Origin of the sequence: Zobellia sp. B3R18, assembly GCF_018860715.1 — a bacterium.
Taxonomy (GTDB): domain Bacteria; phylum Bacteroidota; class Bacteroidia; order Flavobacteriales; family Flavobacteriaceae; genus Zobellia; species Zobellia russellii.
On the sequence record NZ_JAHKQG010000011.1, the window covers coordinates 1,946,478 to 1,968,750 of the forward strand.

Annotated in this window: 17 protein-coding genes; 8 read left to right on the forward strand and 9 right to left on the reverse strand. The window is 37.6% G+C overall.

From position 1 onward, the window contains the following. Positions 1-262: 262 nt before the first annotated feature. Positions 263-1,954, reverse strand: coding sequence for a lysine--tRNA ligase (lysS, locus tag KO513_RS14625; protein ID WP_215913965.1), 1,692 nt, complete (start codon positions 1,952-1,954; stop codon positions 263-265). 218 nt (positions 1,955-2,172) lie between these two features. Here lysS and KO513_RS14630 point away from each other — a divergent pair, with 218 nt between their 5' ends. The 3 genes from KO513_RS14630 to lipB are packed head-to-tail and all read left to right on the forward strand — an operon-like array spanning position 2,173 to position 3,820. Then, complete coding sequence (locus KO513_RS14630) at positions 2,173-2,328, forward strand: YqaE/Pmp3 family membrane protein (protein WP_215438162.1); 156 nt, start codon at positions 2,173-2,175, stop codon at positions 2,326-2,328. A gap of 10 nt (positions 2,329-2,338) precedes the next feature. Further along, positions 2,339-3,076 (forward strand): hypothetical protein, encoded by a 738-nt coding sequence (locus KO513_RS14635; RefSeq protein ID WP_215913966.1) that lies wholly within the window; start codon positions 2,339-2,341, stop codon positions 3,074-3,076. A 27-nt stretch (positions 3,077-3,103) separates the two neighbouring features. Beyond that, positions 3,104-3,820 carry a lipoyl(octanoyl) transferase LipB gene (lipB, locus tag KO513_RS14640; RefSeq protein ID WP_215913967.1) on the forward strand — a complete coding sequence of 239 codons (717 nt, stop codon included), beginning with the start codon at positions 3,104-3,106 and terminating at the stop codon, positions 3,818-3,820. Positions 3,821-3,842: 22 nt separating this feature from the next. Here the strand turns inward: lipB and KO513_RS14645 are convergent, their stop codons facing one another. From KO513_RS14645 to KO513_RS14655, 3 genes are all read right to left on the reverse strand, one after another. Then, complete coding sequence (locus tag KO513_RS14645) at positions 3,843-5,153, reverse strand: Kelch repeat-containing protein (protein WP_215913968.1); 1,311 nt, start codon at positions 5,151-5,153, stop codon at positions 3,843-3,845. A 190-nt stretch (positions 5,154-5,343) separates the two neighbouring features. Then, the gene (locus KO513_RS14650; protein ID WP_215913969.1) at positions 5,344-5,709 is read right to left on the reverse strand and encodes a hypothetical protein; all 366 of its coding nucleotides are present in this window, start codon (positions 5,707-5,709) and stop codon (positions 5,344-5,346) included. Between the two features lie 149 nt (positions 5,710-5,858). Next, positions 5,859-6,545 (reverse strand): collagen-like protein, encoded by a 687-nt coding sequence (locus KO513_RS14655; protein WP_215913970.1) that lies wholly within the window; start codon positions 6,543-6,545, stop codon positions 5,859-5,861. A 475-nt stretch (positions 6,546-7,020) separates the two neighbouring features. Here KO513_RS14655 and KO513_RS14660 point away from each other — a divergent pair, with 475 nt between their 5' ends. Together KO513_RS14660 and KO513_RS14665 are read left to right on the forward strand one after the other, a co-directional pair. Further along, on the forward strand, positions 7,021-7,590 hold the full coding sequence (locus tag KO513_RS14660) for an RNA polymerase sigma factor (protein ID WP_215913971.1): 570 nt from the start codon (positions 7,021-7,023) through the stop codon (positions 7,588-7,590). Between the two features lie 2 nt (positions 7,591-7,592). Continuing rightward, positions 7,593-8,330, forward strand: a complete 738-nt coding sequence (locus tag KO513_RS14665) for a tetratricopeptide repeat protein (RefSeq protein WP_215913972.1) — start codon at positions 7,593-7,595, stop codon at positions 8,328-8,330. A gap of 2 nt (positions 8,331-8,332) precedes the next feature. Here KO513_RS14665 and KO513_RS14670 read toward each other — a convergent pair whose 3' ends face one another. From KO513_RS14670 to KO513_RS14690, 5 genes are all read right to left on the reverse strand, one after another. After that, the gene (locus KO513_RS14670) at positions 8,333-11,110 is read right to left on the reverse strand and encodes a CHAT domain-containing protein (RefSeq protein WP_215913973.1); all 2,778 of its coding nucleotides are present in this window, start codon (positions 11,108-11,110) and stop codon (positions 8,333-8,335) included. 112 nt (positions 11,111-11,222) lie between these two features. Next, on the reverse strand, positions 11,223-11,837 hold the full coding sequence (locus tag KO513_RS14675) for a hypothetical protein (RefSeq protein ID WP_215913974.1): 615 nt from the start codon (positions 11,835-11,837) through the stop codon (positions 11,223-11,225). A gap of 66 nt (positions 11,838-11,903) precedes the next feature. Beyond that, the gene (locus tag KO513_RS14680) at positions 11,904-12,602 is read right to left on the reverse strand and encodes a TapB family protein (protein ID WP_215913975.1); all 699 of its coding nucleotides are present in this window, start codon (positions 12,600-12,602) and stop codon (positions 11,904-11,906) included. 18 nt (positions 12,603-12,620) lie between these two features. Continuing rightward, the gene (locus tag KO513_RS14685; RefSeq protein WP_215913976.1) at positions 12,621-13,964 is read right to left on the reverse strand and encodes an OmpA family protein; all 1,344 of its coding nucleotides are present in this window, start codon (positions 13,962-13,964) and stop codon (positions 12,621-12,623) included. Between the two features lie 229 nt (positions 13,965-14,193). Next, positions 14,194-14,772, reverse strand: a complete 579-nt coding sequence (locus tag KO513_RS14690; protein ID WP_215913977.1) for a ribonuclease HII — start codon at positions 14,770-14,772, stop codon at positions 14,194-14,196. A 220-nt stretch (positions 14,773-14,992) separates the two neighbouring features. Between KO513_RS14690 and KO513_RS14695 the strand changes: the two genes are divergently transcribed. The 3 genes from KO513_RS14695 to KO513_RS14705 all read left to right on the forward strand — a co-directional run bounded on the left by KO513_RS14695 (position 14,993) and on the right by KO513_RS14705 (position 21,770). Next, a complete protein-coding gene (locus tag KO513_RS14695) occupies positions 14,993-18,097 on the forward strand; it encodes a SusC/RagA family TonB-linked outer membrane protein (protein WP_215913978.1) in 3,105 nt (1,034 codons plus the stop codon). A gap of 12 nt (positions 18,098-18,109) precedes the next feature. After that, the gene (locus KO513_RS14700; protein WP_215913979.1) at positions 18,110-19,615 is read left to right on the forward strand and encodes a RagB/SusD family nutrient uptake outer membrane protein; all 1,506 of its coding nucleotides are present in this window, start codon (positions 18,110-18,112) and stop codon (positions 19,613-19,615) included. 154 nt (positions 19,616-19,769) lie between these two features. After that, positions 19,770-21,770, forward strand: coding sequence for a putative porin (locus KO513_RS14705; RefSeq protein WP_215913980.1), 2,001 nt, complete (start codon positions 19,770-19,772; stop codon positions 21,768-21,770). Positions 21,771-22,273 lie beyond the last annotated feature (503 nt).

Sequence of the window (22,273 nt, forward strand, 5' to 3'; positions counted from 1 at the left end):
TATTTATGGAAAAATCCCCCAAAGCCTAAATTCAAATAATGAAAATTAAAAGAGGATAATTACCAGTAACGTAATAACGTATTTAGCACTAAAGGTGCTTCGTAGTTGTTAAAATATGAAAAATAAGATGATAAAACAGAGGTATAAACAGTGAATTTGTGATTTAAGATTGCAAATCCGTAATAAGTGAAAAATGGGTCAAACGAAAAGAGCCAATTCATCTAGAATGAATTGGCTCTTTTATATTAAGTGAAGTAAAGTTTTACTGTTTTAATTGTACTGTTTTGTTGTCACCATCAACAACAACTGAAGTAAGTCCGTGTTTTGATAATGCCTTCATAGACTTATCCCATTTTTTACCGCTTAGTCCGGCTTTGGTCTTCAGTTCTGCCAAGTCCATTTCACCAGTAGGTTTTAAAAGGGCAACAATTGCTTTTTCCTCGTCCGTAAGTTCAACCGCTTTTTTCTCCGGTCTCATTTGCGGGAAGAACAATACCTCTTGTATAGAAGAATTATTGGTCATAAGCATGACCAAACGGTCTATACCAATACCGATACCGGATGTTGGTGGCATACCGTATTCAAGGGCACGCAAGAAATCCTGGTCAATGAACATAGCCTCATCATCTCCTTTTTCGGATAATTTTAGTTGATCTTCAAAACGTTCCCGTTGGTCAATTGGGTCGTTCAGCTCAGAATAAGCGTTAGCCAATTCCTTACCGTTTACCATTAACTCAAACCTCTCTGTAAGTGCAGGGTTATCTCTATGTTCTTTGGTAAGCGGACTCATTTCTTTTGGATAGTCCGTAATAAAAGTAGGCTGAATGTAATGATGCTCACATTTTTCGCCAAAAATCTCATCTATCAATTTACCTACCCCCATGGTTTCATCCACTTCAAGGCCAAGTTCTTTTGCTGTAGCACGAAGTTCTTCTTCGCCCATACCGGCAACATCTTTACCGGTGTGTATTTTTATAGCTTCAAGAATGGGCACACGGGCATAAGGAGCCTTAAATTCAATTTCGTTTTCACCCACTGTAATTTTAGAAGTACCGTTGGCGTCAAGAGCAATTTTCTCGAGAAGCTTTTCAGTGGTATCCATCATCCAGTTGTAATCCTTGTAGGCAACGTAGAGTTCCATTACGGTAAACTCCGGATTGTGGGTACGGTCCATACCTTCGTTACGGAAATCTTTTGAAAACTCGTAAACACCGTCAAATCCCCCTACAATCAATCTTTTAAGATAGAGTTCGTTTGCAATGCGTAAATACAATGGAATGTTCAGGGCATTGTGGTGCGTTAAAAACGGTCTTGCAGCGGCACCACCTGGTATAGGCTGTAAAATAGGGGTTTCTACCTCTAAATATCCCGCGGCATTATAAAATTCTCTAATACTGTTCGTAATCTTGGTACGCTTGATGAAGGTTTCTTTTACCTTAGGGTTGACCACCAAATCTACATACCGCTGGCGGTATCTCATTTCCGGGTCGTTAAACTCATCGTACACATTGCCTTCGGAATCCTTCTTGGGCAACGGTAACGGACGTAACGATTTGCTTAAGAGCGAAAAGTTTTTGACCATCACGGTTTTTTCGCCTACTTGTGTAGTAAAGAGTTCCCCTTCAATACCTATGATATCACCTATGTCCAACAATTTTTTGTAGACGTCATTGTAAAGGCCTTTATCTTCACCGGGACAGATTTCGTCTCGGTTAAAATATACCTGTATACGGCCTTCACTATCCTGCAACTCGGCAAAAGAAGCCTTGCCCTGAATTCTTCTGGACATTAAACGACCTGAAATGACCACCTTTTTACCCTCCTTGTAATCAGATTTAATGCTCTTTGATGTAGCATCAACAGGGTATAGTGCAGCGGGGTAGGGGTTAATGCCCAATTCGCGCAATTTGGTCAATTTTTCTCTTCTAATAATTTCTTGTTCCGAAAGTTGCATTTTTTACTATTTAAGGCTGCAAATATAAGCTATAGGTGGTTTACTATATGCATGATACAATATGAAATTACGAGCTTGGCACTTTGTTTGTTACGAAGAATGAGTTGGAGAGCGGTAAAATTTAAAATTACTGAGTTCTTTTTGCTCCGTATTCTGTAACAAATTGTAGATATAAGCGTCAAAGAAGTACATCATCAATCAATAAAATTATATCAAAAATGAGTTTTTTACGTGTTTTACTGGCAATTATTTTTCCTCCGCTTGCGGTCATCGGAAAAGGTTGTGGGTCCTTTTTAATTGTTCTACTTTTGACCTTCTGTGGCTGGGTACCTGGTGTTATAGCTGCATTGGTTATTTTGAACAACCCCAATTAAAATCCATACTATGAAATTTTTTAGAGCATTGGTAATCGTGTTCATTACCGTATTATTCGTAGCCTGTAATTTTACGGAGGAAATACATTTTAATGAAGATGGAACGGGAAAGATGAACATTGGCTTTGACGGAAGCGAAATGCTCCAAATGTTACCTTCAACAGATTCTACGGAGCTGGAAGAAGTTATAGATTCTACCTTGGTTTTTAAAGATTTGCTACGATATAAAAAGGATAGTATAGCCCAATTGTCTTCTGAACAGCAAGCTCAATTAAAAAAGTTAGAGCCTTTTAGCCTTCATATGTTGGTCAATGCCGAAGAAGGAATCATGAACTTTGATATGTTTACCGATTTCAAGGACGTTTCCGAAATTAACGATGCTTTTAATGCTTTTCAAAGTGCAAGTAGCATTGGTCCGGCGGCAGGAAGTAAACCCATGCCAAAAAATTCCGCTAACGAAGCTACGGAAGTGAGTTATAGCTTTAAAAAGAACAAATTTAAGCGTTCTGCAGCTATTGTGGACCAAGACTTGTTCAAGCAAAGTATAGATAGCCTTTCAAGTGCCGAAATGTTCTTGTCCGGTTCTACGTATACCTTTAAATACCATTTTCCCAAACGGGTAAAATCTACCAATGTGGAGGATGCTACATTTTCAATGGACGGAAAGACCATGATCTACGAGGTTGGTTTTATGGAAATGCTGAAAGACCCGGAGTCTATATTGATCGAGGTAGAATTAGAGAATTAGGACATTACCTTTTCATATCTTTGTAGCATGAACAAGAAGGTCTATTTGCAGGATTTAGGTTTAAAGGATTATAAGGAAACTTGGGATTACCAAGAAGCCCTGTTCAAGGAGACCGTAGATTTAAAAATAAAGAATCGTAGGGGACAAGCCAATGAACCCACACCCAATCATTTTTTGTTTGTAGAGCACCCACATGTTTACACCTTGGGCAAGAGCGGTGATTTTGCCAACCTCTTGATTAGCGAGGAAGAACTAGATGCAAAAAACGCAAAGTTTTATAAAATCAACAGGGGAGGAGATATTACGTATCACGGCCCTGGACAAATAGTAGGTTACCCTATTTTAGATTTGGATAATTTCTTTACGGACATTCACAAATACCTGCGATTTTTAGAGGAAATGGTCATTCTTACTTTGGCTGAATATGGTTTGAAAGCCGAACGCTCCGAAGGAGAAACCGGAGTTTGGTTGGATGTGGGCACTCCGTTCGCAAGAAAAATATGCGCCATGGGCGTACGTGCCAGCCGCTGGGTAACCATGCACGGGTTTGCTTTAAACGTAAATGCGGATTTAGGTTATTTTGATTTAATGATTCCCTGTGGCATAAAGGATAAGGCCGTTACTTCTTTAAATGTAGAGTTGGGGAAACAAGAAGTAGACCTGAACGAAGTAAAAGAAAAGTTGCTGAAACATTTTGAAAGTCTCTTTGAGGCAGAATTGATAAAGGAAAAAACCACGGCATGAGCCGTGGTTTTTTCCTTTAATCTTAATCAAAAGCCCATGCATCGTTCATACGACCATCTTCACTTGAAGAGCCTCCAATGACCCATAATTTGTTGTCAAATACTGCGGCGGTATGCCCAGATCTTGGAGAAAATGGAGCATTGTCCGTAGCTTCGGTCCAAGTATTTCCATCATTACTGAACCAGATATCATTTTTAGAGTATAAATCATACCCCCCTATGACCCACAATTTGTTATTGAATACAACTGTGGTATGCCCATCTCTTGCCGAAAACGGGGCGTCTGCCTTAGCTTGGGTCCAAGTAATACCATCGGTGCTAAACCATACATCATTTCTTAAACCTCCACCAGTGCCCCTGCCCCCTATGACCCATAATTTGTCATCGAATACAACAGTGGTATGACCATATCTGCCCGAAAACGGGGTCTCGGCCGTAGCTTCGGTCCAAGTATTTCCATCGGTACTAAACCAGACATCATTTCTGAAAATCCCACCCCCTATGACCCACAACTTGTTATCGAATACAACGGTAGCATGAGAACTTCTGTCCGAAAACGGAGCGTCTGCCGTAGCTTCGGTCCAAGTATTCCCATCGGTACTGAACCAGACATCATTTTTAGAATTTCCGTCATTGCCCCCTATGACCCACAATCTGTTATCGAATACAACTGTGGTATGACCATATCTGGCCGAAAACGGGGCGTCTGCCGTAGCTTCGGTCCAAATATTCCCATCGGTACTGAACCAGACATCATTTTTAAAATTTCCGTCATAGCCCCCTATGACCCACAATTTGTTGTCAAAAACGATTGATGTGTGAGACTGTCTTCCTGAAAAAGCTGCTTCTTCTACTACAGGTTCAGCAGTGAAATTTAGCCCTCTTACCGTAAATTTGTTTATACTACTGCTTATTGTGGCGTTTTTAGCGTCTTTTGCAATAACTTTCCAATAATAGGTGTCGTAGATATTTAAACGGTTGCTTAGTTCTAATCTCGTATCGCTTAGGTTTTCTGCATAGACTTCCGTAGGGTCTTCTGCCAATCCTAAATATAGGTCATAACTCACGGCATCATCATCAGGGTCTGTAGCGGCCTGCCAACTAAAAGTAGGGTATACATCTACACCAACGGCACCGTCCGTTACCCCGATCAAATTAAATGTCTCGGGTGCGCGGTTGGCAGGTTCTTCTTCTTCGCTAGGTTTTTCCTCATCTTTTGGTTGTTCTTCCGCAGCCGGGGGTGGAGCTTCTGGCCCATCGTCTTTGGAACAAGCGGCGTTTAGTAGAAACATACCTAACAGTAGCACGAGGTAGAAGGTTGTTGGTGTTTTCATGATATTTTTTTTAAGGTGATACGTTTAGTTTCACTTTAATGGTAGCGGAAAGTAAAGGTTAACATTGGGGAGTAAAAAACCTCGGGGTGAGCCGAGGTTCTTCATCTTTTGGGGGTAAAAAAAAGCATGCCTTTGATACTTCTTTATAACGGATGGCTAACAGATTCGAATCTTTACTTATGGTTCACGATCAGTTTTTAACATCTTCTGATTTAGCATCATTTAACATCTTACTGACCTTTGCTTTGAGTTCTTCTTTCTTTGTGGGGTCGTTGCCTAAATTAATTATTTCGTACTGATTACGAAGGGTCTGTTTCATCTCATCCGAGATATCCATGTTTTCTATCAATTCAAGATAGTTAGTCGCATCACCTACGGGGTTATCCGCTCCCGCTCCCATCAGATTAAAAACTTCACCAAAGACCTTTGTCTGCTCGTCTAGAAGGTTCATTTGTTTAGTGGTATCTGTCTTTGATTTGTCTTGGGTTTGCTGCGCTTGGCAAAAAGTAGTTAAGCCTAGGGCGACTATTGTAAGTGTTATTTTAATTGTTTTCATTGGTTTTTGTTTTGTTTAGTGTTAAAGAATATTACTCATGCCTTTATTTACAGCGTTTTATAAAAACGTTTCTCTTGGATAGAATTTGCACGGAAAGATAAAAGTGGATATAAACCTCAAACCTGGATCAACATTTATGTTTTATCTGCTTAATATGCTATACCATAATAATCACAAACAGCGTAGTAATCATTTATATCGATTCCATTATTTGAAAGTTCTTTTTTAGTGTATTCAAAAGAGTTTTTAATTGATGGTGAACTAGCATTTTTACCGGTTGCTGTATTGGATGGAATAATTACATATCGAAAACGGACTCCTTTATTTTCTGGGTTTAAAGCATCTGGTTCCCAGAGATACTCTCTTGGACTTAAATTCCGAGAATATGAAGTTATTTTAACGTACATCTTATAAAAAGTAGGCCTTATATCAATAGTGATGGACTTGTCTATTGTTTGTCCGTCAATATGATAGCGATAGTAGGGAATGTGGTAAACATGGGAATAAGATGAATTATTTTCATATTGATCATAGTAATAAACCAGTAGTACATCTTCATTTACGTTGTAATTACTTAGTGGTAGGGGTAAGGTCTTATGGCTATCACTACTACTCGTAAAATCTGATTCTGTGGGTTGGAACCAATCGGAGGCTACTACATTGGCATTACCGTCTTTACCATCAACTCCATCTTCACCATCTTGCCCAGGTTCTCCTTGTATTCCTTGTTCCCCTTGCAGTCCGTCTGACCCTGGGTCACCATCTTTTGAACATCCAATGGCCACAAGGCCAATACCTAGAAAAATGTAGGATAAAAATTTTAAAGTAGTTTTCATAATATGTAGAATTTGTTTACGGCTTTTAATGAAACCAGAAATAAAAGGTTAACGACCTCGTATAATTTCTTTTTAAAAGAGGTTGTGATTTTTGGGGTATGCTCATTTAGTGAGGTAAAACCAGCTTTTAAATTGCAGTTGAATTTGCTATACTGGTTCGGATACTTTTAATTGTTTCAGTTGGATTTTTTTAATATTGAAACAGTATAGTCATGAGTAAGAATAGGGTAATGACGAAGGCTGTTATGAATATCCACTTTAACAATTCTAATTTTTCATAAGTGTTCATAATTTTCATTTTTCGGTTCATTATTTAATATGAAAACTTAGAAAGAGGTTAACATGACTACTACTTTTTATTTTTTGATTGCCACTATAACCCTTCTGAAATTATTAGCTCGTTTTCAGGGCGGGCAAACAAAAAATGTTAAATTAGATGCCACCGCTGTTAACCTTCTCATTAGATATGCATTAAATGGAAAATATACAGGCAGAAATAACGCTTGAAGATTTACGAAAAGGGTCTGATATTCTTTTAAAAAAGGTGTATGAGTCCAATCGCACAAAATTTTTGAATTATGCGAGGCGCTACAACCTTTCTGAAGAAGAAAATATAGATGTATATCAAGATACCTATATTATTTTCTATGATAATGTCATGAGCGGAAAACTAGAAAGCTTAACCAGCAGTATTTCTACATACCTGTTTTCTATTGGCAAATATTTAATTTTTGACAAGATGAGAAAGAATAAAAAAATGGTAAGTGGCGATTATGATTTATCAAGGGTTGAAGAAACAGATGAGCAGGTAAATACCTTTGATTTGAAAAGGCCCGATCTTTCTGCAGAACAGGTTTTATTGAAAAAGCATTTTAGTACTCTAGGCGAAAAATGCCAGCAATTGTTAACCCTTTTTTATTACCGAGGTTATACCATAAAGGAGATTATGGAGGCTGAAAATTATAATAATGAGAATGTGGTTAAAGCGGCCAAATCACGTTGCATGAAAACACTTAGAGAAAAAATCCAAGCAAATACCTACTAATCATGGATAAAGAACTTTTATTGTATAATTATTTTTCGAACCAATTGACGGTTGAACAGCAGCATCAATTTGAAGAGTTGTTGAAAACGGATATCGATTTTAAGAAACAATTCGACTTTGAAAATAACTTAAAGGGAGTTATTAGAGAGAAAGAAAATGAAAACCTAAAGGTTAAGCTAAAAGGTTTTGAAAAGGAGATAGAAAGTGCTACACCGGTGCGTAATTTGCCCGGAACAAACTATAGAAAATGGGCCATGGCGGCATCCGTGGCGTTGTTGATAGGTTTAGGTTGGTTGGGATACAATAGTTTTTCAGGACCCGATTATGAAAACCTGTACCGGGAGAACTTTCAGGAATACCCCAATACAGTTTATGCTATTACTAGAGGGGAGTCTGTTGAATCTATTGAAAGAAAAGCATTTACGGATTATGAGTTAGGTAATTATGAGTCGGCTATTGGAAATTTTAAACGAATACCTCAATCCGATAAAAAAGGATATGTAGATTTTTACTTAGGGTTGTCATATTTAAATTCAGGTCAGTTGGACGAGGCCAAAAAATTACTGGTTAACACGGGAGCATCAAATGAAAAGTTTAAAGCAGAGACCTATTGGTACCTAGCATTAATTGCTATAAAGGAAAACAATAAGAAGACTGCTGTAGAATATTTAAATGAGCTTGTTTCGCAATTTGACTATAATAAAGATAAGGCGCAACGGCTCTTGAAAGAATTAGAATAAGGTCAACTAATTCTCTTTTTTTTAGTGAAGGCCCAAAACCCTAACAGGGCAAGAATTACGGCTCCAATTATCCAATATCCCCAATGGTATTTAATTAATACCGGTGTGCTATTGCCAGAGAGTACATATCCAGACCAATAATAGGGGTGTGCCAAGGCATTTTGACTGTTGTTTTGTAAAAATGTTATCTGTGCGTTTTGCATGGCTCTGTCCTTAGATTCTCCTTTGGAGAGATGCGTATAGAACAACCCCATAAGGTTGGCGGAAGAAGCATCGTTTACTTTCCATAAAGTACTGGCAATACTGGAAGCCCCGCCATAGAAGAACCCACGGGAAAGACCCATAAACCCTTCTCCCCGTCGTAATTCTCCAATACCTGTTTCGCATGCGCTTAAAGTAATCAAGTCGGCATCTGTTCTAAGCGTATACAAGTCTGCTACAAAAAGAAGGTCTTCATTATTGTTGTTATGGTTCTGCGAAAAAGCCAAATAGGAATATTCCGGGGTACTATCGTTAAAAATAGCGTGTGTGGCCAAATGTAGAATGCCATATTTTTTGTGTTCCTTTTTAAAATTTTCAAGTGAAGCATCATTTTTTAGTAAAGAATGCCCTTCAAAAGTGCTCAAAATTCTTTTGGCCTCTAAACTATTATGGGGCAAGGGTGAAAGTGCGGACCTGTTGATATTAACCTGAGATGTACCATCAAAACTTGGGGCTACGGCTAGTACATTTGGCGTGTTTACAGGTCGGTTGCGTAATTCCGAAAGGAGTGTAGCCGAATTACTATATCTTATTGCAGAATGCTCAATTAGGTAGGTCAAGTCGTTGTTGTTCGTATTTAGGGCCGAAAAGGGAATGTAGTTTAATAACCCGTCCGTTATAAGTGTAAGTTCTTGGTCTGCTTCAGTTATAAAAGGTGCTAACAATCTGTTGTACAGTTGATAGGTTTTTTTGCTTAGTTCTTTTATATCGGACTGTGGGTCTGCCAAATCTTTATAAGCGGATTTAATCCTGGTTTCTAATTCTTCGGTTATCGGAATTTTTCCTAATTTCTTTTCGCCTTTGGTAACCGTTACTACATAAATATCATGGTTGCCGTAGAAGTAGGATATTAATTTTTCTCCTTCACCCAATTCATCCTGTACCCCCCGTAGTGAAATGGTTTTGGTGTTATATTTTAAGTTGAAATAATCATTGTAGTTAGCTTCTAAATCGGCAATGAGTTTCCGGTGTTCCTGTTTAAGGTCAAAAAGAAGTTCTTCTGATGTGTCAGTTTTTTCCTTAATGTAGTTGGTCTTCTTTTCCAAGTGAACAATTTCGGATTTCAACTGACTTTCTCGCTCTAAAAGTTCAGGAGGAATATTGCCAAATTTGGTTGCTTTGGTGTTCAATAGAGCTTCAAGCAATATAGCAGATTTACTTTCTTCGCTATACTTGAAAGCCTGGTCAATATAATTGCCTTCTCCCTTAATAGTATACAAATTATAAAGAGCGTTCAAGCCAGATTCTATAAGCGGATATACATCTTCAATAAGCGTCAGCTTATCCGCTTGGCTTTTAAAGGTAGGCTTTAGGGTGTCCAATTGGATCAACGCTTGATTAACGGTAGTTATAACTTGAGGATAAGAGGATTCATTACCAATTCTGGAGAGTGCCTCAGCTCTGTTTTTTAGGAGTTTTAATAAGGTGGTGCCGTTAGGATTGTGAACGGATAGTTGCTCAATTCCCAACTTGAAATTTTTCAAAGCCCCATCATATTTTTTGAAATATATATTCATTAACCCTATTTGGTTATATAGGAGTGCAATTTCATCATGATTTTGATTTTTCCACTTTCTTTTTAAGGCGGATATAGCATTCGTATAAGCTTCGGTCGATTTTTGGTATTCTCTTTTTGATTTGTAAAATCCCGCTTCGGCTTCATAATATTTATGCCAAAATGGATGTTTTTCAGGGATTTTACCCCTTAACAGATTTAGATAATGATTGGCACTATCCAACTGGGTGAGGGCAAGTTTGCTTTGAATCAGTCGGCATCCATCCGTAATGACGTAATTTAAGTTTGAGTTGTTTTTTAAATGAGATGAGAATGATTTTTGAAAATAAGAGCTGGATAGTCCGTACTGGCCTTCTCTTTCATAAACTTCACCTAACAAGCTATATGTGTTTAATAGATAGAGGAGGTTATTGGGCAAATGTTTCTGTAAGAATCTTATGTTTTGATGATAATACTGTTTGGCTAAATCATATTTGCCTTCGTTGCTATAGGCTTTTGCTAGAAGGCTATAGCCGCTGGAGATAAGGTAGGCATGACCTGTAGTAAGGGTTTCTGGCTGGGTCTCATTATATGAGTCTATTATTTTCAATAAAGCATTTCGTAATGTACTATACTCATTAATGTTGTAATAGTACATGGCTTTATCGTACAGAAGCGAATTTTGAATCATTAGCCTATTAGAAGAGGTGTCTATTTCTTTTTTATGAACTAAGGAAATAGAATCCAGTAAGCGAATGTTAGATTTAATTTGTTGTAAATCATAAAAGTAAATAGACTGTCTGTTCCAGTTGATCAGCGTGTAGAAACTGTCGTTCCAAGAGTTGTTCGCACTGGAAAGTGAATATATCTTTTGAAAATAGTGATATACTGAATCTTGTTGCTTGTAGTAAAATTGACGCGATTTCTTTGTTAAGGAATCTAAATGGTTATTGTATTCATGAGTCTGCCCAATTAATGAACAACATACTAAAAAGAAGATGCAAAATACAATAATTGGTTTCATAAAAAATTGGCCTTCATATATATGAAGGCCAATTTACGAATAAGTTCGTTTAAAGATTTGTACTACAATAAATTATGGATTTTACATTTGTAACGGTATCATTAGGTTATTTTTATTGTGGAATATAATAGGCAGGTATTGTGTAATTAAATGGCTTTCCATCTTCTCCTAATTTCTCAACTTTTATAAGTAGTTCGCCTTTTTCTGCGGCTAGGGTGGCAAACTTTTGATACAGAATTTGATTATTGTATTCAGGTAATGGCGAAAATTCGGTTATGTTTTTACTTATCTCTTTTCCGCTTAAATCTAGAACGCTAACATTCAGGATCTTTGTGTCCGGAGTGGTGATAAGGAACTCTTGCAAATTGGAGAGTGTCCAACATAAACATGGAAGGGGAGGATTGTCCGGGTCTATTATTCCTAAAACACCTAGATCAAAAATACTGTTCTGTACCTCCATAAATTCCTTTTTTTGGCTTTCGGCCATAGCCTTTTCTTTTTGAGCTTCATTGTATTTTGGGTCGTTGGGTGAGATAGATTCCAATTCTTTTATATGGTTTTCCAAGGTTGCTATTTCGTTGCTTAAATAAAACGAATAGAGGTCACCTTCGTAGATATAATTTTCTTTGGTTAGTTTAACCTTGTCATCTGCATGACCAACATAGTCTTTTATACATGATGTAAACATCAATAAAAGTGTACATCCTAAAAATAGTTTCATTTTCATAATAGAGGGTTTAGAGGTTATAAGTATTGTTTAATGTTTTTAGGTGAAAAAGGTTAATAGTTTGTTCTATTTTGAATAAGAAGTAAGTTCAGATGTGCTGATTAAATTACCATTGTCCTTATAAGATTCCTGTTTTATCATACCAACACCTTCTGCAAGCCATAGTTTAGATTTCATTTTAATAGTGGCTCCCATGGTTTTTGTGGTGCTGTTTTCGGTGATCAAATAACAATCAAAGGTACCTGCAGGAGTGGTCACACTTTCTTTCTTCTCTACTTTTCTATTGGTTTGGTCTACGGAAACGTTCATGTTAATGCCAGACATACTCATAGCAATGGCAACGTTGGCGTCATTTAATTGTTGGCCTACGCTGAGGTCATTGGGGAGTTCAATATCGGTACCAGAAATATCCATTTCCAATCCCATTTCTGAATATTGTTGCATCATTTGAGAGGGAAAGAGCGATTGGTAATCAACTGTAACCAATCCGTTTTCACAACTAAAGGAATAGCTGCTTTCAAAAACATCCTTACCTTTTTTATCTTTATATTTCATGTCAAAAGTAGCTGCTGCTGCCGAACCTTCTTGACGAACATCGGTGATGGTGTAGTTTACGCTGCCATCAGTTTTACCTTTTTTATCGTAACTCGTGTATTCAAATGAGCTCCCTTCTTCTAAAGGATAGAATTTACTACAACTTTCTTGTGCAAAAGTGACGTTCATAGTGAAGAAGCATAATAAGGTAATCAATAACGGGGTTTTCATAGTGTTCATTTTATGTTTTTATAGTTTGATAAATTCTACGCGTCGGTTTTGCGCTTTGCCATCGGGTGATGAATTGTCGCCAACAGGCTCAGTTTCACCTTTACCTTCTGTTGTTAATCTGTCTGAAGATACGTTATATACTGATATTAAGGCATTTTTGACAGCTTCAGCTCTGCTTTGAGATAGGCTCATGTTTTTACTGTCGTCACCATCGGTATCAGTGTGCCCAACAATTTTTAACTTTATGGAACTATCCTGCTGAAGAACTTGATAAATCTGGCGAATGATGCCCATAGATTGCGGTTGAATATTGGCAGAGCCACTATCAAAAAGGATTCCGTTAGTGGATATTTTCCCGTCTGCAAGTAATTGTCTACGTAAGTCAACACCCCCTTTTGCAACTTTTATATTACCTATAAGTATAGATTCTTTCTTGGTGTCCGTTCCGCGCAGCGTAAACTTAACACCTTGCATTTGCACATTGGCCGGTAAAAGCCGTGGTACATCTATATATTTGGTTTCGTTTATCCATAGTCTAAATCTCTGTTTGTTGACCGCCACGGAAACATGGTGTTTCTGACTTACAATATTTCGGATATCTGCACCCACGTCATTACGAATAACTCGTTTTGAGGCAATGTTGTTTTCAACCACCACCCCACGTGCAATAAACTGACAAAAAGAATATTCTACCTTGCCTAAATTGGCACCTTTTTTAAAGGTGTTGTTATCGCTTATAGTTACTCCAAAATAAGATTGAGAGGAAGTTTTACCGTCCAGTCCGGTAGCAATAACATCAAACTCCAAGGTAAATTCTTCGGGTAGATTGGTGACATCTGGAATATATATAGTTTGGTAACCGGGTAAAATTTTCAGCCATTTATTGGATTGCCCGTCTAGGGTTACCAATTCTCCACTCCCGTTTGTATTCCAACGAGATGGAAAATCGCCCACAAAATCGTTGGAAAAATCATCTACAAAAATTGGGGTATCACCTGGTACAAAATCAAATTTACTGTACACTTTAATGGTTTCGGGCTCAGTTTTATTGGATTCTTCTTGGTTATTGGGGGAATTCTCTTCGCTAGTTTGTGGGGATTCTTGTTCTCCGGGACTGTTGGAAGGATTGGTTTTAGGTTTTTTCTTTTTCTTTTTTTCGGATACAGGTTCAAAAATACTGTCAAGGGCTTGATCCGTTTTTTCGGAGGTTTCTTTTTCTACCCTGCGTTCAACCGTTCTTTCGGCGGCCCTTTCGGCAGCTTTACCCAGTTTTCGTAAAATTTGGGCGTCACTTGTCTGGTGGGCAAAAAAGATGCTCACTATGGGTAAAATAAATTTTAAGTAGTGTTCTAGTGTTTTCATGTACTTGGTATTTAATAATGTAAAAATTGTCCGTAGACCTAATGTTCACATTAATGATTAAACACCTTAAAAGGTTAACATCAAAACTAAATGAAATGGGTTTTTGAAAAGAGAGATTTGTATTTGTTGGATGTGAAAATTGTATGGATGGTATAAAATACTTTGTAGATGGAATAAATAGTACTCTTCCTACATGTAAGAAAAAATAGAAATAAATGCTTGGACTCTATTATTCGGGGAGTAACCGAAAGCTTTTCCTGTGATATTTGGTAATACCATACTTCTTAATTGCCGCACGATGTTCCTTTGTAGGGTAGCCCTTGTTTTTCTTCCAGTTGTACATAGGGTATTCTTCGTGAAGCATATCCATATATGCATCTCTATAAGTCTTTGCCAAAACTGATGCTGCGGCAATGTTCATGTATTTTCCGTCGCCTTTTATTATACATTCATGTGGAATATCTTTAAAGGGCTTGAATCGGTTCCCGTCTACGATAATAAATTTGGGAGTTGTTTTTAATTGTTCAATAGCTTTGTGCATTGCTAAAATTGAGGCATTTAAAATATTGATGGCATCAATTTCTTCTTGAAAAACATGGGACACAGCGTAGGCCGTGCAGTCAGATTCAATTATGGGCCTTAGCACATCCCTTTTGCTGTGGGTCAGTAATTTTGAGTCGTTTAAAATGCTATTTGTAAATCCTTTGGGCAAGATTACGGCAGCGGCCGTAACTGGTCCGGCTAAACATCCTCTTCCAGCTTCATCGGTTCCGGCTTCGTTTTCAAATTTGTATTTCTCTAATAGCATTCTTCAATGGAAATTAACAGGACCGTAAAATATAATTACTTAGTACAAATTACAATATAGAGGTCTCTTTTTTCTAAGAAATACGGGTCGAATCTTGTTTGTTATTTTTTTAACAAAATAAGTGTCAAATTAACATTTTATAAACAAAAATTGTGATAATATTTGGATTATTAACAAATTTTTAGGTTTTTTTTCGAAACTAATTCACAAAAACATATACATGAAACGAAAATTTAAATGGATTATAGTGCCTTTTTTGGTATTATTATCAGGCTACTCTTTTGCCCAAGAAAAATCAATTTCCGGAAATGTTACGGATGAAGATGGTCTTCCGTTACCAGGTGTTTCCGTTGTGGTTATAGGTACTACAAATGGTACCCAAACAGATTTTGACGGTAATTATACCATTAGTGCAGAAGAGGGGCAGAGTCTTAGATATAGTTATATCGGACAAAAAACGGTTAAAAGAGTGGTTGGTGCCTCAAATTCCATTAATGTACAGATGGAATATTCGGCCCAAGCTTTAGATGAGGTGGTTTTGACCGGTGTTGCCCAAGGTACTTCAAAAAAGAAGCTGGCGTTTAAAGTGGAGACAGTACCCGTGACTGGAACTCAAAATGTACCAACTCCTGATGCTGCATCAGCTTTAATAGGAAAAGTAGCTGGTGCGCAAATTGTTCAAGGTGGTGGTAATCCGCTGCGTAACGCTGCTGTTATTTTGAGAGGGGCAAGTTCTATAGAAGGGAGCACTGCACCGCTAATTATAGTAGATGGTATTATAACCCAAGGAGGACTTAATCAAATAAGTACACAAGATATAGAAACAATAGAGGTGGTAAAAGGGGCGGCAGCTTCATCTCTCTATGGTTCATTGGCAGGTAATGGTGTTATTCAAATTATAACAAAGCGGGGTACCACAGATAAGCCTAAAGTAACATTGCGTTTTGAAAATGGTTTCTCTAATACTCAAAGAGATTATCCATTGGCAAAGAATCATGATAGATTGTTAGATGCAAATGGCAATTTTGATGTTAGCAGCGGTTCAATAGTTGCTGACCCGGACGGAATTTTTGACAACCCCTATCCTGGTGATTTGATAAATAACGTAGATGAGTTCATTAGCTCCCAACCCTACAGTCAAATAAGTGTAGGAGTCTCTCAGAATCTAGACAAGGTTAACTATTATGTTTCTGCTGAGCAAACAGAGGTACAAGGCATTATAAAAGGACTTGACCCGTTTAAAAGACAAAACGCACGTCTAAATTTGGATGTAAACTTAAGTAGCAAATTTAAGCTGGAACTAACCAATTATTTGGTTAGGCAAACAGGGGCAGAGGTTACTCAAGCAGGACAAGGAGATAACGTGTTTTTTAATTTGTTAACGGCGAACCCAACGGTAAGACTAGATCAAAAAGACGCTAACGGAAACTTTATTCCCTTCTTTGATGGAAATGGATTTATCAATGAATATCAAAATCCATTGTATGTTGCTTCAAACCAAAAGTTCGATAATGAAAATACTAGATTAGTATCTTCGGTTACTGGTAAGTATAGCATTACGGATAACTTGGTATTTGAAACTCATTTGTCTACGGACAGAGGCCGTAGTGAATTCGTTAACTTTTTTCCAAAAGGTTATGTTTCAGGTTCTCAATTTGATCCGAATACCAACAACGGTTTTATTTTAAATATTGATAGTGATTACGCTCGAGTCAATTCTTATGCTCAGTTAAATTACAACACTAGTTTTGGTGATTTTAATTTTAAATCTTCTTTAAGGTATTTATTCGAAGACTTTGAAGGATCTTTTAAAACTGCCCAAAGTTCTAATTTTTTAACGGAAGGGGTTAGTAATTTACAACAGGGTACTGAGAATATTAGTGTAAACTCGGGTGAGTTTCAAGAGAAAACACAAAACGTATTCTTATCCGCAGATTTTGATTGGAAGGACAAATTAATAATTGGTGGATTTGTACGGTCGGATAGAAGTTCGCTCTTTGGAGAGGACAATCGCGATCAACTTTTCTATAGAGGGTCTTTAGCCTATAGGTTGGGTGAGGATATTGATGCGGAATGGTTAGATGAATTAAAATTTAGAGCTTCCTATGGTACTGCAGGTCTTAGACCTAGCTTTGGAGACATTTTTGAGACGTTCTCAGTAAGTCAGACGGGTATTACTCCATTGCAAATTGGTAATCCTGATTTGCAATCGCCAACAATAAAGGAATTGGAAGTTGGTTTTGATTTTCAGGTATTAAATAAGTATACATTGGCATTTACTTATGCTAATTCAAATACGGAAGATGCTTTGATTACGGTACCTTTATCTGGTGCGGTTCCAGGAAGCGTTCAAGTTCAAAATGTAGCGGATACTTCGTATGAGGCATATGAGGTAGCATTTAACGGTACGCCATTTGAAACCGAAGATTTTACATGGGATTTTGGTATCACTTTCGCAACAGTTGAAAATACAGTCGATAATTTGGGTTCGGTTGCTCCTTTCAACAGGGTTATTCAAGGTTTTGGAGCAGGTAACAGTAACCAGCAATTGGATGCAGATCCAGCGGTAAATGTTTTTAGGGTTGAGCCAGGGCAGCCATTCGGAGCAATGTTCGGAAATCAACTGGCAACATCGTTAGATGATTTAACGGTTGAGGATGGTGTAGTTATCAATGAAGGACTTAATCTACCAATATCTGATTTTTCTGTTAACGAATTTGGTCATGTTATTGTGACCGCCAATGAAGATCAGTCTGGTTTGGTAAACGCAGGCGGAGAACAGGCAATTAGAAAGTGGAACCCTGAGACAAATCAATTAGCTGTAGGTTTAATTGGAGATACTAATCCAGACTTCAATATGGGCTTCAAAAATACATTGACCTATAAAAACGTAAGTCTCTACACACTTGTAGATGCTCAAATTGGTGGAGATGTCTATAATTATACCAAGCAATTTTTGTATTTCAATGATAGACATGCAGATTTAGATACATATGGAGCTGCAGGTCAGCAATCTTCTTATGCTAATGCTAGTTCAACAATTTACAATGGAGCTGCTCCTATTGATTATTTTGTTGAGGATGCAACCTTTGTGAAAATCCGTGAAATCTCATTGTCATATACTTTAGATGATGACATATTGGGACCTAAAATTCCAATAGATGCTATCAAATTTACACTATCAGGTAGAAACTTATACACATTTACGGATTACTCAGGTTATGATCCGGAAGTAGCACTTAGTGGAAGTCCGATTTTTAAGTTGGATGAGTTTTCTTTTCCAAACTTTAGAACTTTCGCTGCAGCGGTACAGATAACATTTTAAAAAAATAAGAGCATGAAAAAAATAATTTATATTGTCATGGCCATGACAGTACTGTCATGTACACAAGAGGAATTCGATATACGCAATTCCAATGAGGCGGATTCGCAAAGAGTATTAGCGAACGGGCCCGATTTTCAGAACTTTAATATTTCTAACCACTCAGCCTTATTCGACAATCAAATAGAATTTCAAGGTATTTTCTTTAGAGGTATAGCCGATCAATTCTCTACAACAAATGCTTTTAGTGGTTTTTGGGCATTTTGTGATCAACCTAGAAGGCAGATTATAAACTCAACTGCTAACGATGACCTTTCATCTCAAGCTGGTGGACCATGGAATAGTTTTAATTCCGTAATCAATAATGCCAATATTGTAATAGGTAATATAGAGAATGATGGTAACCAAGTAATGGTTGGAGACAGTGATCTTACGGAACAGGAATTAGCTGCTGCCTATTTTGATAAAGGTGTTGCCCAAGGTTATCTTGCTTTAATATATGATAAAGCTTATATCGTAAATCCGGATACGGATCCAGGTGCACTTGAGTTTTCTACTTATCAAGAAGTTTTTGTTGAAGCCGTTAAGAACATAGAGATAGGTATCCAGAAGGCTAGTTCTTTTAGCGGATTCCAATATAGTATTTATCCAGGAGGAGAGATGCTAGACGGGCCTAAGTTCCTAGAATTGGCAAATAGTTATTTGGCACGTCTATCTATAGGTTTGCCTAGGGATAATGCCGAAGCAGAAACTCTTGACTATAACGCTATACTAGCTTATGCTGAAAAAGGCCTAACCGAAGACTTTAGCCCATTGGCAGAAGAAGATGTGTTTTTTAATAATTTTCAAGATTGGTCATTGTTTGATTTAGGAGATGCGGGTTATATGCCTACGGATTTGAAAATTCTGCACCTTTTTGACCCCACTTATGATACGGATTATCCTGAAGATGAAAGTATTGTGTTAGGAGAAGCGGTATCGGACGATCCTAGACTTGAGGAGTATTACGAATATGTTGGTGATGATTTTGGATTTCTTAGAGCCTCAAGAGGGCGGTATCTCTTTTCAAGTTATAAAACTGTAAAGTTTTTTAATGACAATGATCAGAACGAAACCGGTCTGCCTACCAATGTTTTTGCAAAGGCCGAAATAGATTATATAATAGCTGAATGCCACTATCGTTTAGGGAACTTTGGTGCAGCTGTTGCAGCTTTAGATGCTTCTCCTCGCATGTCAAAGGGTAATCAATCTACAACGGCAGCAGGACCTAACGTTTTGAACGCTTTGCTTTATGAAGTGTCTATAGAACTTGACCTTGCATCGGGAATTTGCGTAGAGTGGTGGTTCATGAGAAGGCATGATATGTTGCAAGCAGGCTCGCCTACTATGTATCCTGTGCCGGCATCTGAACTGGAAATTACTCAAGATGATATATATACTTTTGGCGGTACTGCCGCTGTAGGTGAACCAGGTACTGCTTCTGGTGCAAATGACTGGAGGAATATAGATTTGGTATACTAGATTTTTATTTGAATTTTGCTAGGAAAGGCCGTCAAATTAGTTGACGGCTTTTTTTGTTTTAAAAATCAACTTTTAAACCTCTATCCAAGAACTTAAAATTTTCACATTTAATTACGAACTAAAAAAATTAACTTTACCGCTGTAATTAGCTTCAATGAAATATATTCTTTTAGTTTTCTTAATTCACTTTTCATGTATTCAGGTCTCTGCACAAGAAGACTCTATTCCTCCTAAAAGAGACATAGATACTTCGGCGGTTCGTCGTATGCCACGTAGATTAGGACCCAAGGAAAAGGAAAAAGAAGAGGAGCCGGAGGAGTTAACAATCAAAGATTACAAGATTATTTCTTATGCTAGAGATACCACATTTCTGGATACAACACTTACCATTTATAAAGAATATAAATACAATTATTTAAGGAAGGACGATTTTGAACTTATGCCTTTTGCCAACGTAGGAAAACCATATAATAAGTTAGGGGTAGATTTTACTTCTAATAATTTGTATCCGTCGTTGGGGGCTACTGCACTTCACAGTAATTATTTTGAGAAGGAGGACATTGATTATTATAATGTAGCCACCCCAATGTCAGATCTGTTGTTCAAGACTACTTTTGAACAAGGTCAATTACTAGATGCCAACTTGGCCTTCAACACCTCTAGAAGACTTAATTTTTCTCTAGCGTACAAAGGGTTTCGTTCTTTAGGTAAATACCAATATAACCAATCGGAATCAGGTAATTTTAGGACTACAACCAATTATGTTACCAAGAATAATAGGTATAGCTTACGCGCACATATAGCCGCCCAGAATATTGAAAATATGGAAAACGGTGGTTTGGTAGATGAGGAGGGGCAGTTTGAGTCCGGTCTCGCAGACTTTAGTAACCGGGTTAAGATAGATGTCCGTTTTAGCGATGCCAATAGTAAGATATTGGGTAAACGCTACTTTTTTGATCATTTATATAAGTTGATACGAAAGGAAAAGGACTCTAGTCGCCAAGAAAAAACATCGTTAGGTATAGGTCATCAGTTTAATTATGAAACCAAGTATTACGCATTTAACCAAACTACTCCAAACGAATACTATGGAAACAATCTGGTTTCGCCAATAGAGGACAAAGCCAGTTTAAAAACAATGTACAACCAAGTTAATGCAGAGTTTTATAATGCAACGTTGGGTAGGCTTCAAGGTAATATTTCACTGTACAATTACAACTACTTTTTCAATAGTATACTCATAAATGAAGAAGGGGTAACCATTCCAAGTAGGCTAAAGGGCGAAGAAATTGCATTAGGTGCGGAATATGAAAAGCGTATAAAAGGTTTTCAATTAAAGGCCACGGCAAAGTATAATTTGTCAGGAGAGCTGGGTGGTAATCAAATGAACGCTTCCGCATCTTATAGGTTAAATGATAAGCATAAGATAACCGTATCTGCGTTTGGTTCATCAAAGATGCCGGATTTTAATTTCTTGCTTTACCAAAGTGATTATGAAAATTACAACTGGTTAAACCTGTCCAATTTTGAAAAAGAACAGGTATACGGTTTACGTTTGGACTTTGAGTCAGAGTTGTGGGGTAATCTTATGGTGAGTTACCAAACGGTTGATAATTATACCTATTTTGGGCAAGACCCATCTGTTATGTTGGAAGAAGGTATGGAGAATGCTACGATACGCCCTTTGCAAGAAGGCAATGTACTCAACCATACCAAGGTAAAATATGCCAAGGAGTTTAAGCTGGGAGGTTTTGCGTTAAATAATACAGTTATGTATCAAAATGTATCTCAGGCAAATCAGGTTTTAAACGTGCCTGAGTTGGTAACTAGGAATACATTGTACTTCTCTTCCGACGTTTTTAAAAAGGCCATGTTTATGCAAACCGGAGTTACCCTAAAGTATTTTACAGCGTATAATATGGATGCTTACAATTCGCTTTTGGGTGAATTCTACCTTCAGAACGATCAAAAATTGGGTAACTTCCCTATGTTGGATTTCTTCATAAATGCAAAAATTCAACAAACCAGAATCTATTTAAAGGCGGAACACTTTAATTCTTTGTTCATAGAGAAGCCTACATACTATTCCGCCCCTGGGTATCCATACCGTGATTTCGTTATCCGTTTCGGTCTTGTGTGGAACTTTTTCTCTTAGTTCGGGGTGTGTTTTGGGGAGGGCAGGTGCATGTTCATGGTGCCAAGTTACGTCCATGTCAAGCCTTAGGGACTGGAAATGACCCGAAAGGAAGGAAAAACCTTGTTCCCTTTGTGTCTCATAATCAAGCAGCTGTGCGGTCAGGGCGTTAAAAAACGAAATTTTCCGTTAAAAATTGTGCTGGAATTAAAAAAGGGTGTTACATTTGCAGCCCGCTAAACAGGTATGAAGATGTTTGTTAAGCAGGGGTTAAAAAAGAGTAAACGTTCCTTGTGATATATTGTTTTGAGACGGCTAAAAAAAAGATTTCGATTTTTTTTAAAAGAAAGTTGTCGGTTAGAAAAACAGTTGTATATTTGCAGCCGCTTAGACAGACAGTAAGATGTCTGGAAGGCGTTTCCCGGGAGACCGGGAGGGAATTTTGAAGTTCATTTGACATATTGTGGAGACAGCGTAAAGGGATGAATTGGGAAACCTTTTTGTTCCGATGAATTACGAAACAA

Coding starts and splice junctions, on each gene's coding strand:
- lysS (WP_215913965.1), bottom strand. CDS start 1,954: ATGCAACTTTCGGAACAAGAAATTATTAGAAGAGAAAAATTGACCAAA.
- KO513_RS14630 (WP_215438162.1), top strand. CDS start 2,173: ATGAGTTTTTTACGTGTTTTACTGGCAATTATTTTTCCTCCGCTTGCG.
- KO513_RS14635 (WP_215913966.1), top strand. CDS start 2,339: ATGAAATTTTTTAGAGCATTGGTAATCGTGTTCATTACCGTATTATTC.
- lipB (WP_215913967.1), top strand. CDS start 3,104: ATGAACAAGAAGGTCTATTTGCAGGATTTAGGTTTAAAGGATTATAAG.
- KO513_RS14645 (WP_215913968.1), bottom strand. CDS start 5,153: ATGAAAACACCAACAACCTTCTACCTCGTGCTACTGTTAGGTATGTTT.
- KO513_RS14650 (WP_215913969.1), bottom strand. CDS start 5,709: ATGAAAACAATTAAAATAACACTTACAATAGTCGCCCTAGGCTTAACT.
- KO513_RS14655 (WP_215913970.1), bottom strand. CDS start 6,545: ATGAAAACTACTTTAAAATTTTTATCCTACATTTTTCTAGGTATTGGC.
- KO513_RS14660 (WP_215913971.1), top strand. CDS start 7,021: ATGGAAAATATACAGGCAGAAATAACGCTTGAAGATTTACGAAAAGGG.
- KO513_RS14665 (WP_215913972.1), top strand. CDS start 7,593: ATGGATAAAGAACTTTTATTGTATAATTATTTTTCGAACCAATTGACG.
- KO513_RS14670 (WP_215913973.1), bottom strand. CDS start 11,110: ATGAAACCAATTATTGTATTTTGCATCTTCTTTTTAGTATGTTGTTCA.
- KO513_RS14675 (WP_215913974.1), bottom strand. CDS start 11,837: ATGAAAATGAAACTATTTTTAGGATGTACACTTTTATTGATGTTTACA.
- KO513_RS14680 (WP_215913975.1), bottom strand. CDS start 12,602: ATGAAAACCCCGTTATTGATTACCTTATTATGCTTCTTCACTATGAAC.
- KO513_RS14685 (WP_215913976.1), bottom strand. CDS start 13,964: ATGAAAACACTAGAACACTACTTAAAATTTATTTTACCCATAGTGAGC.
- KO513_RS14690 (WP_215913977.1), bottom strand. CDS start 14,772: ATGCTATTAGAGAAATACAAATTTGAAAACGAAGCCGGAACCGATGAA.
- KO513_RS14695 (WP_215913978.1), top strand. CDS start 14,993: ATGAAACGAAAATTTAAATGGATTATAGTGCCTTTTTTGGTATTATTA.
- KO513_RS14700 (WP_215913979.1), top strand. CDS start 18,110: ATGAAAAAAATAATTTATATTGTCATGGCCATGACAGTACTGTCATGT.
- KO513_RS14705 (WP_215913980.1), top strand. CDS start 19,770: ATGAAATATATTCTTTTAGTTTTCTTAATTCACTTTTCATGTATTCAG.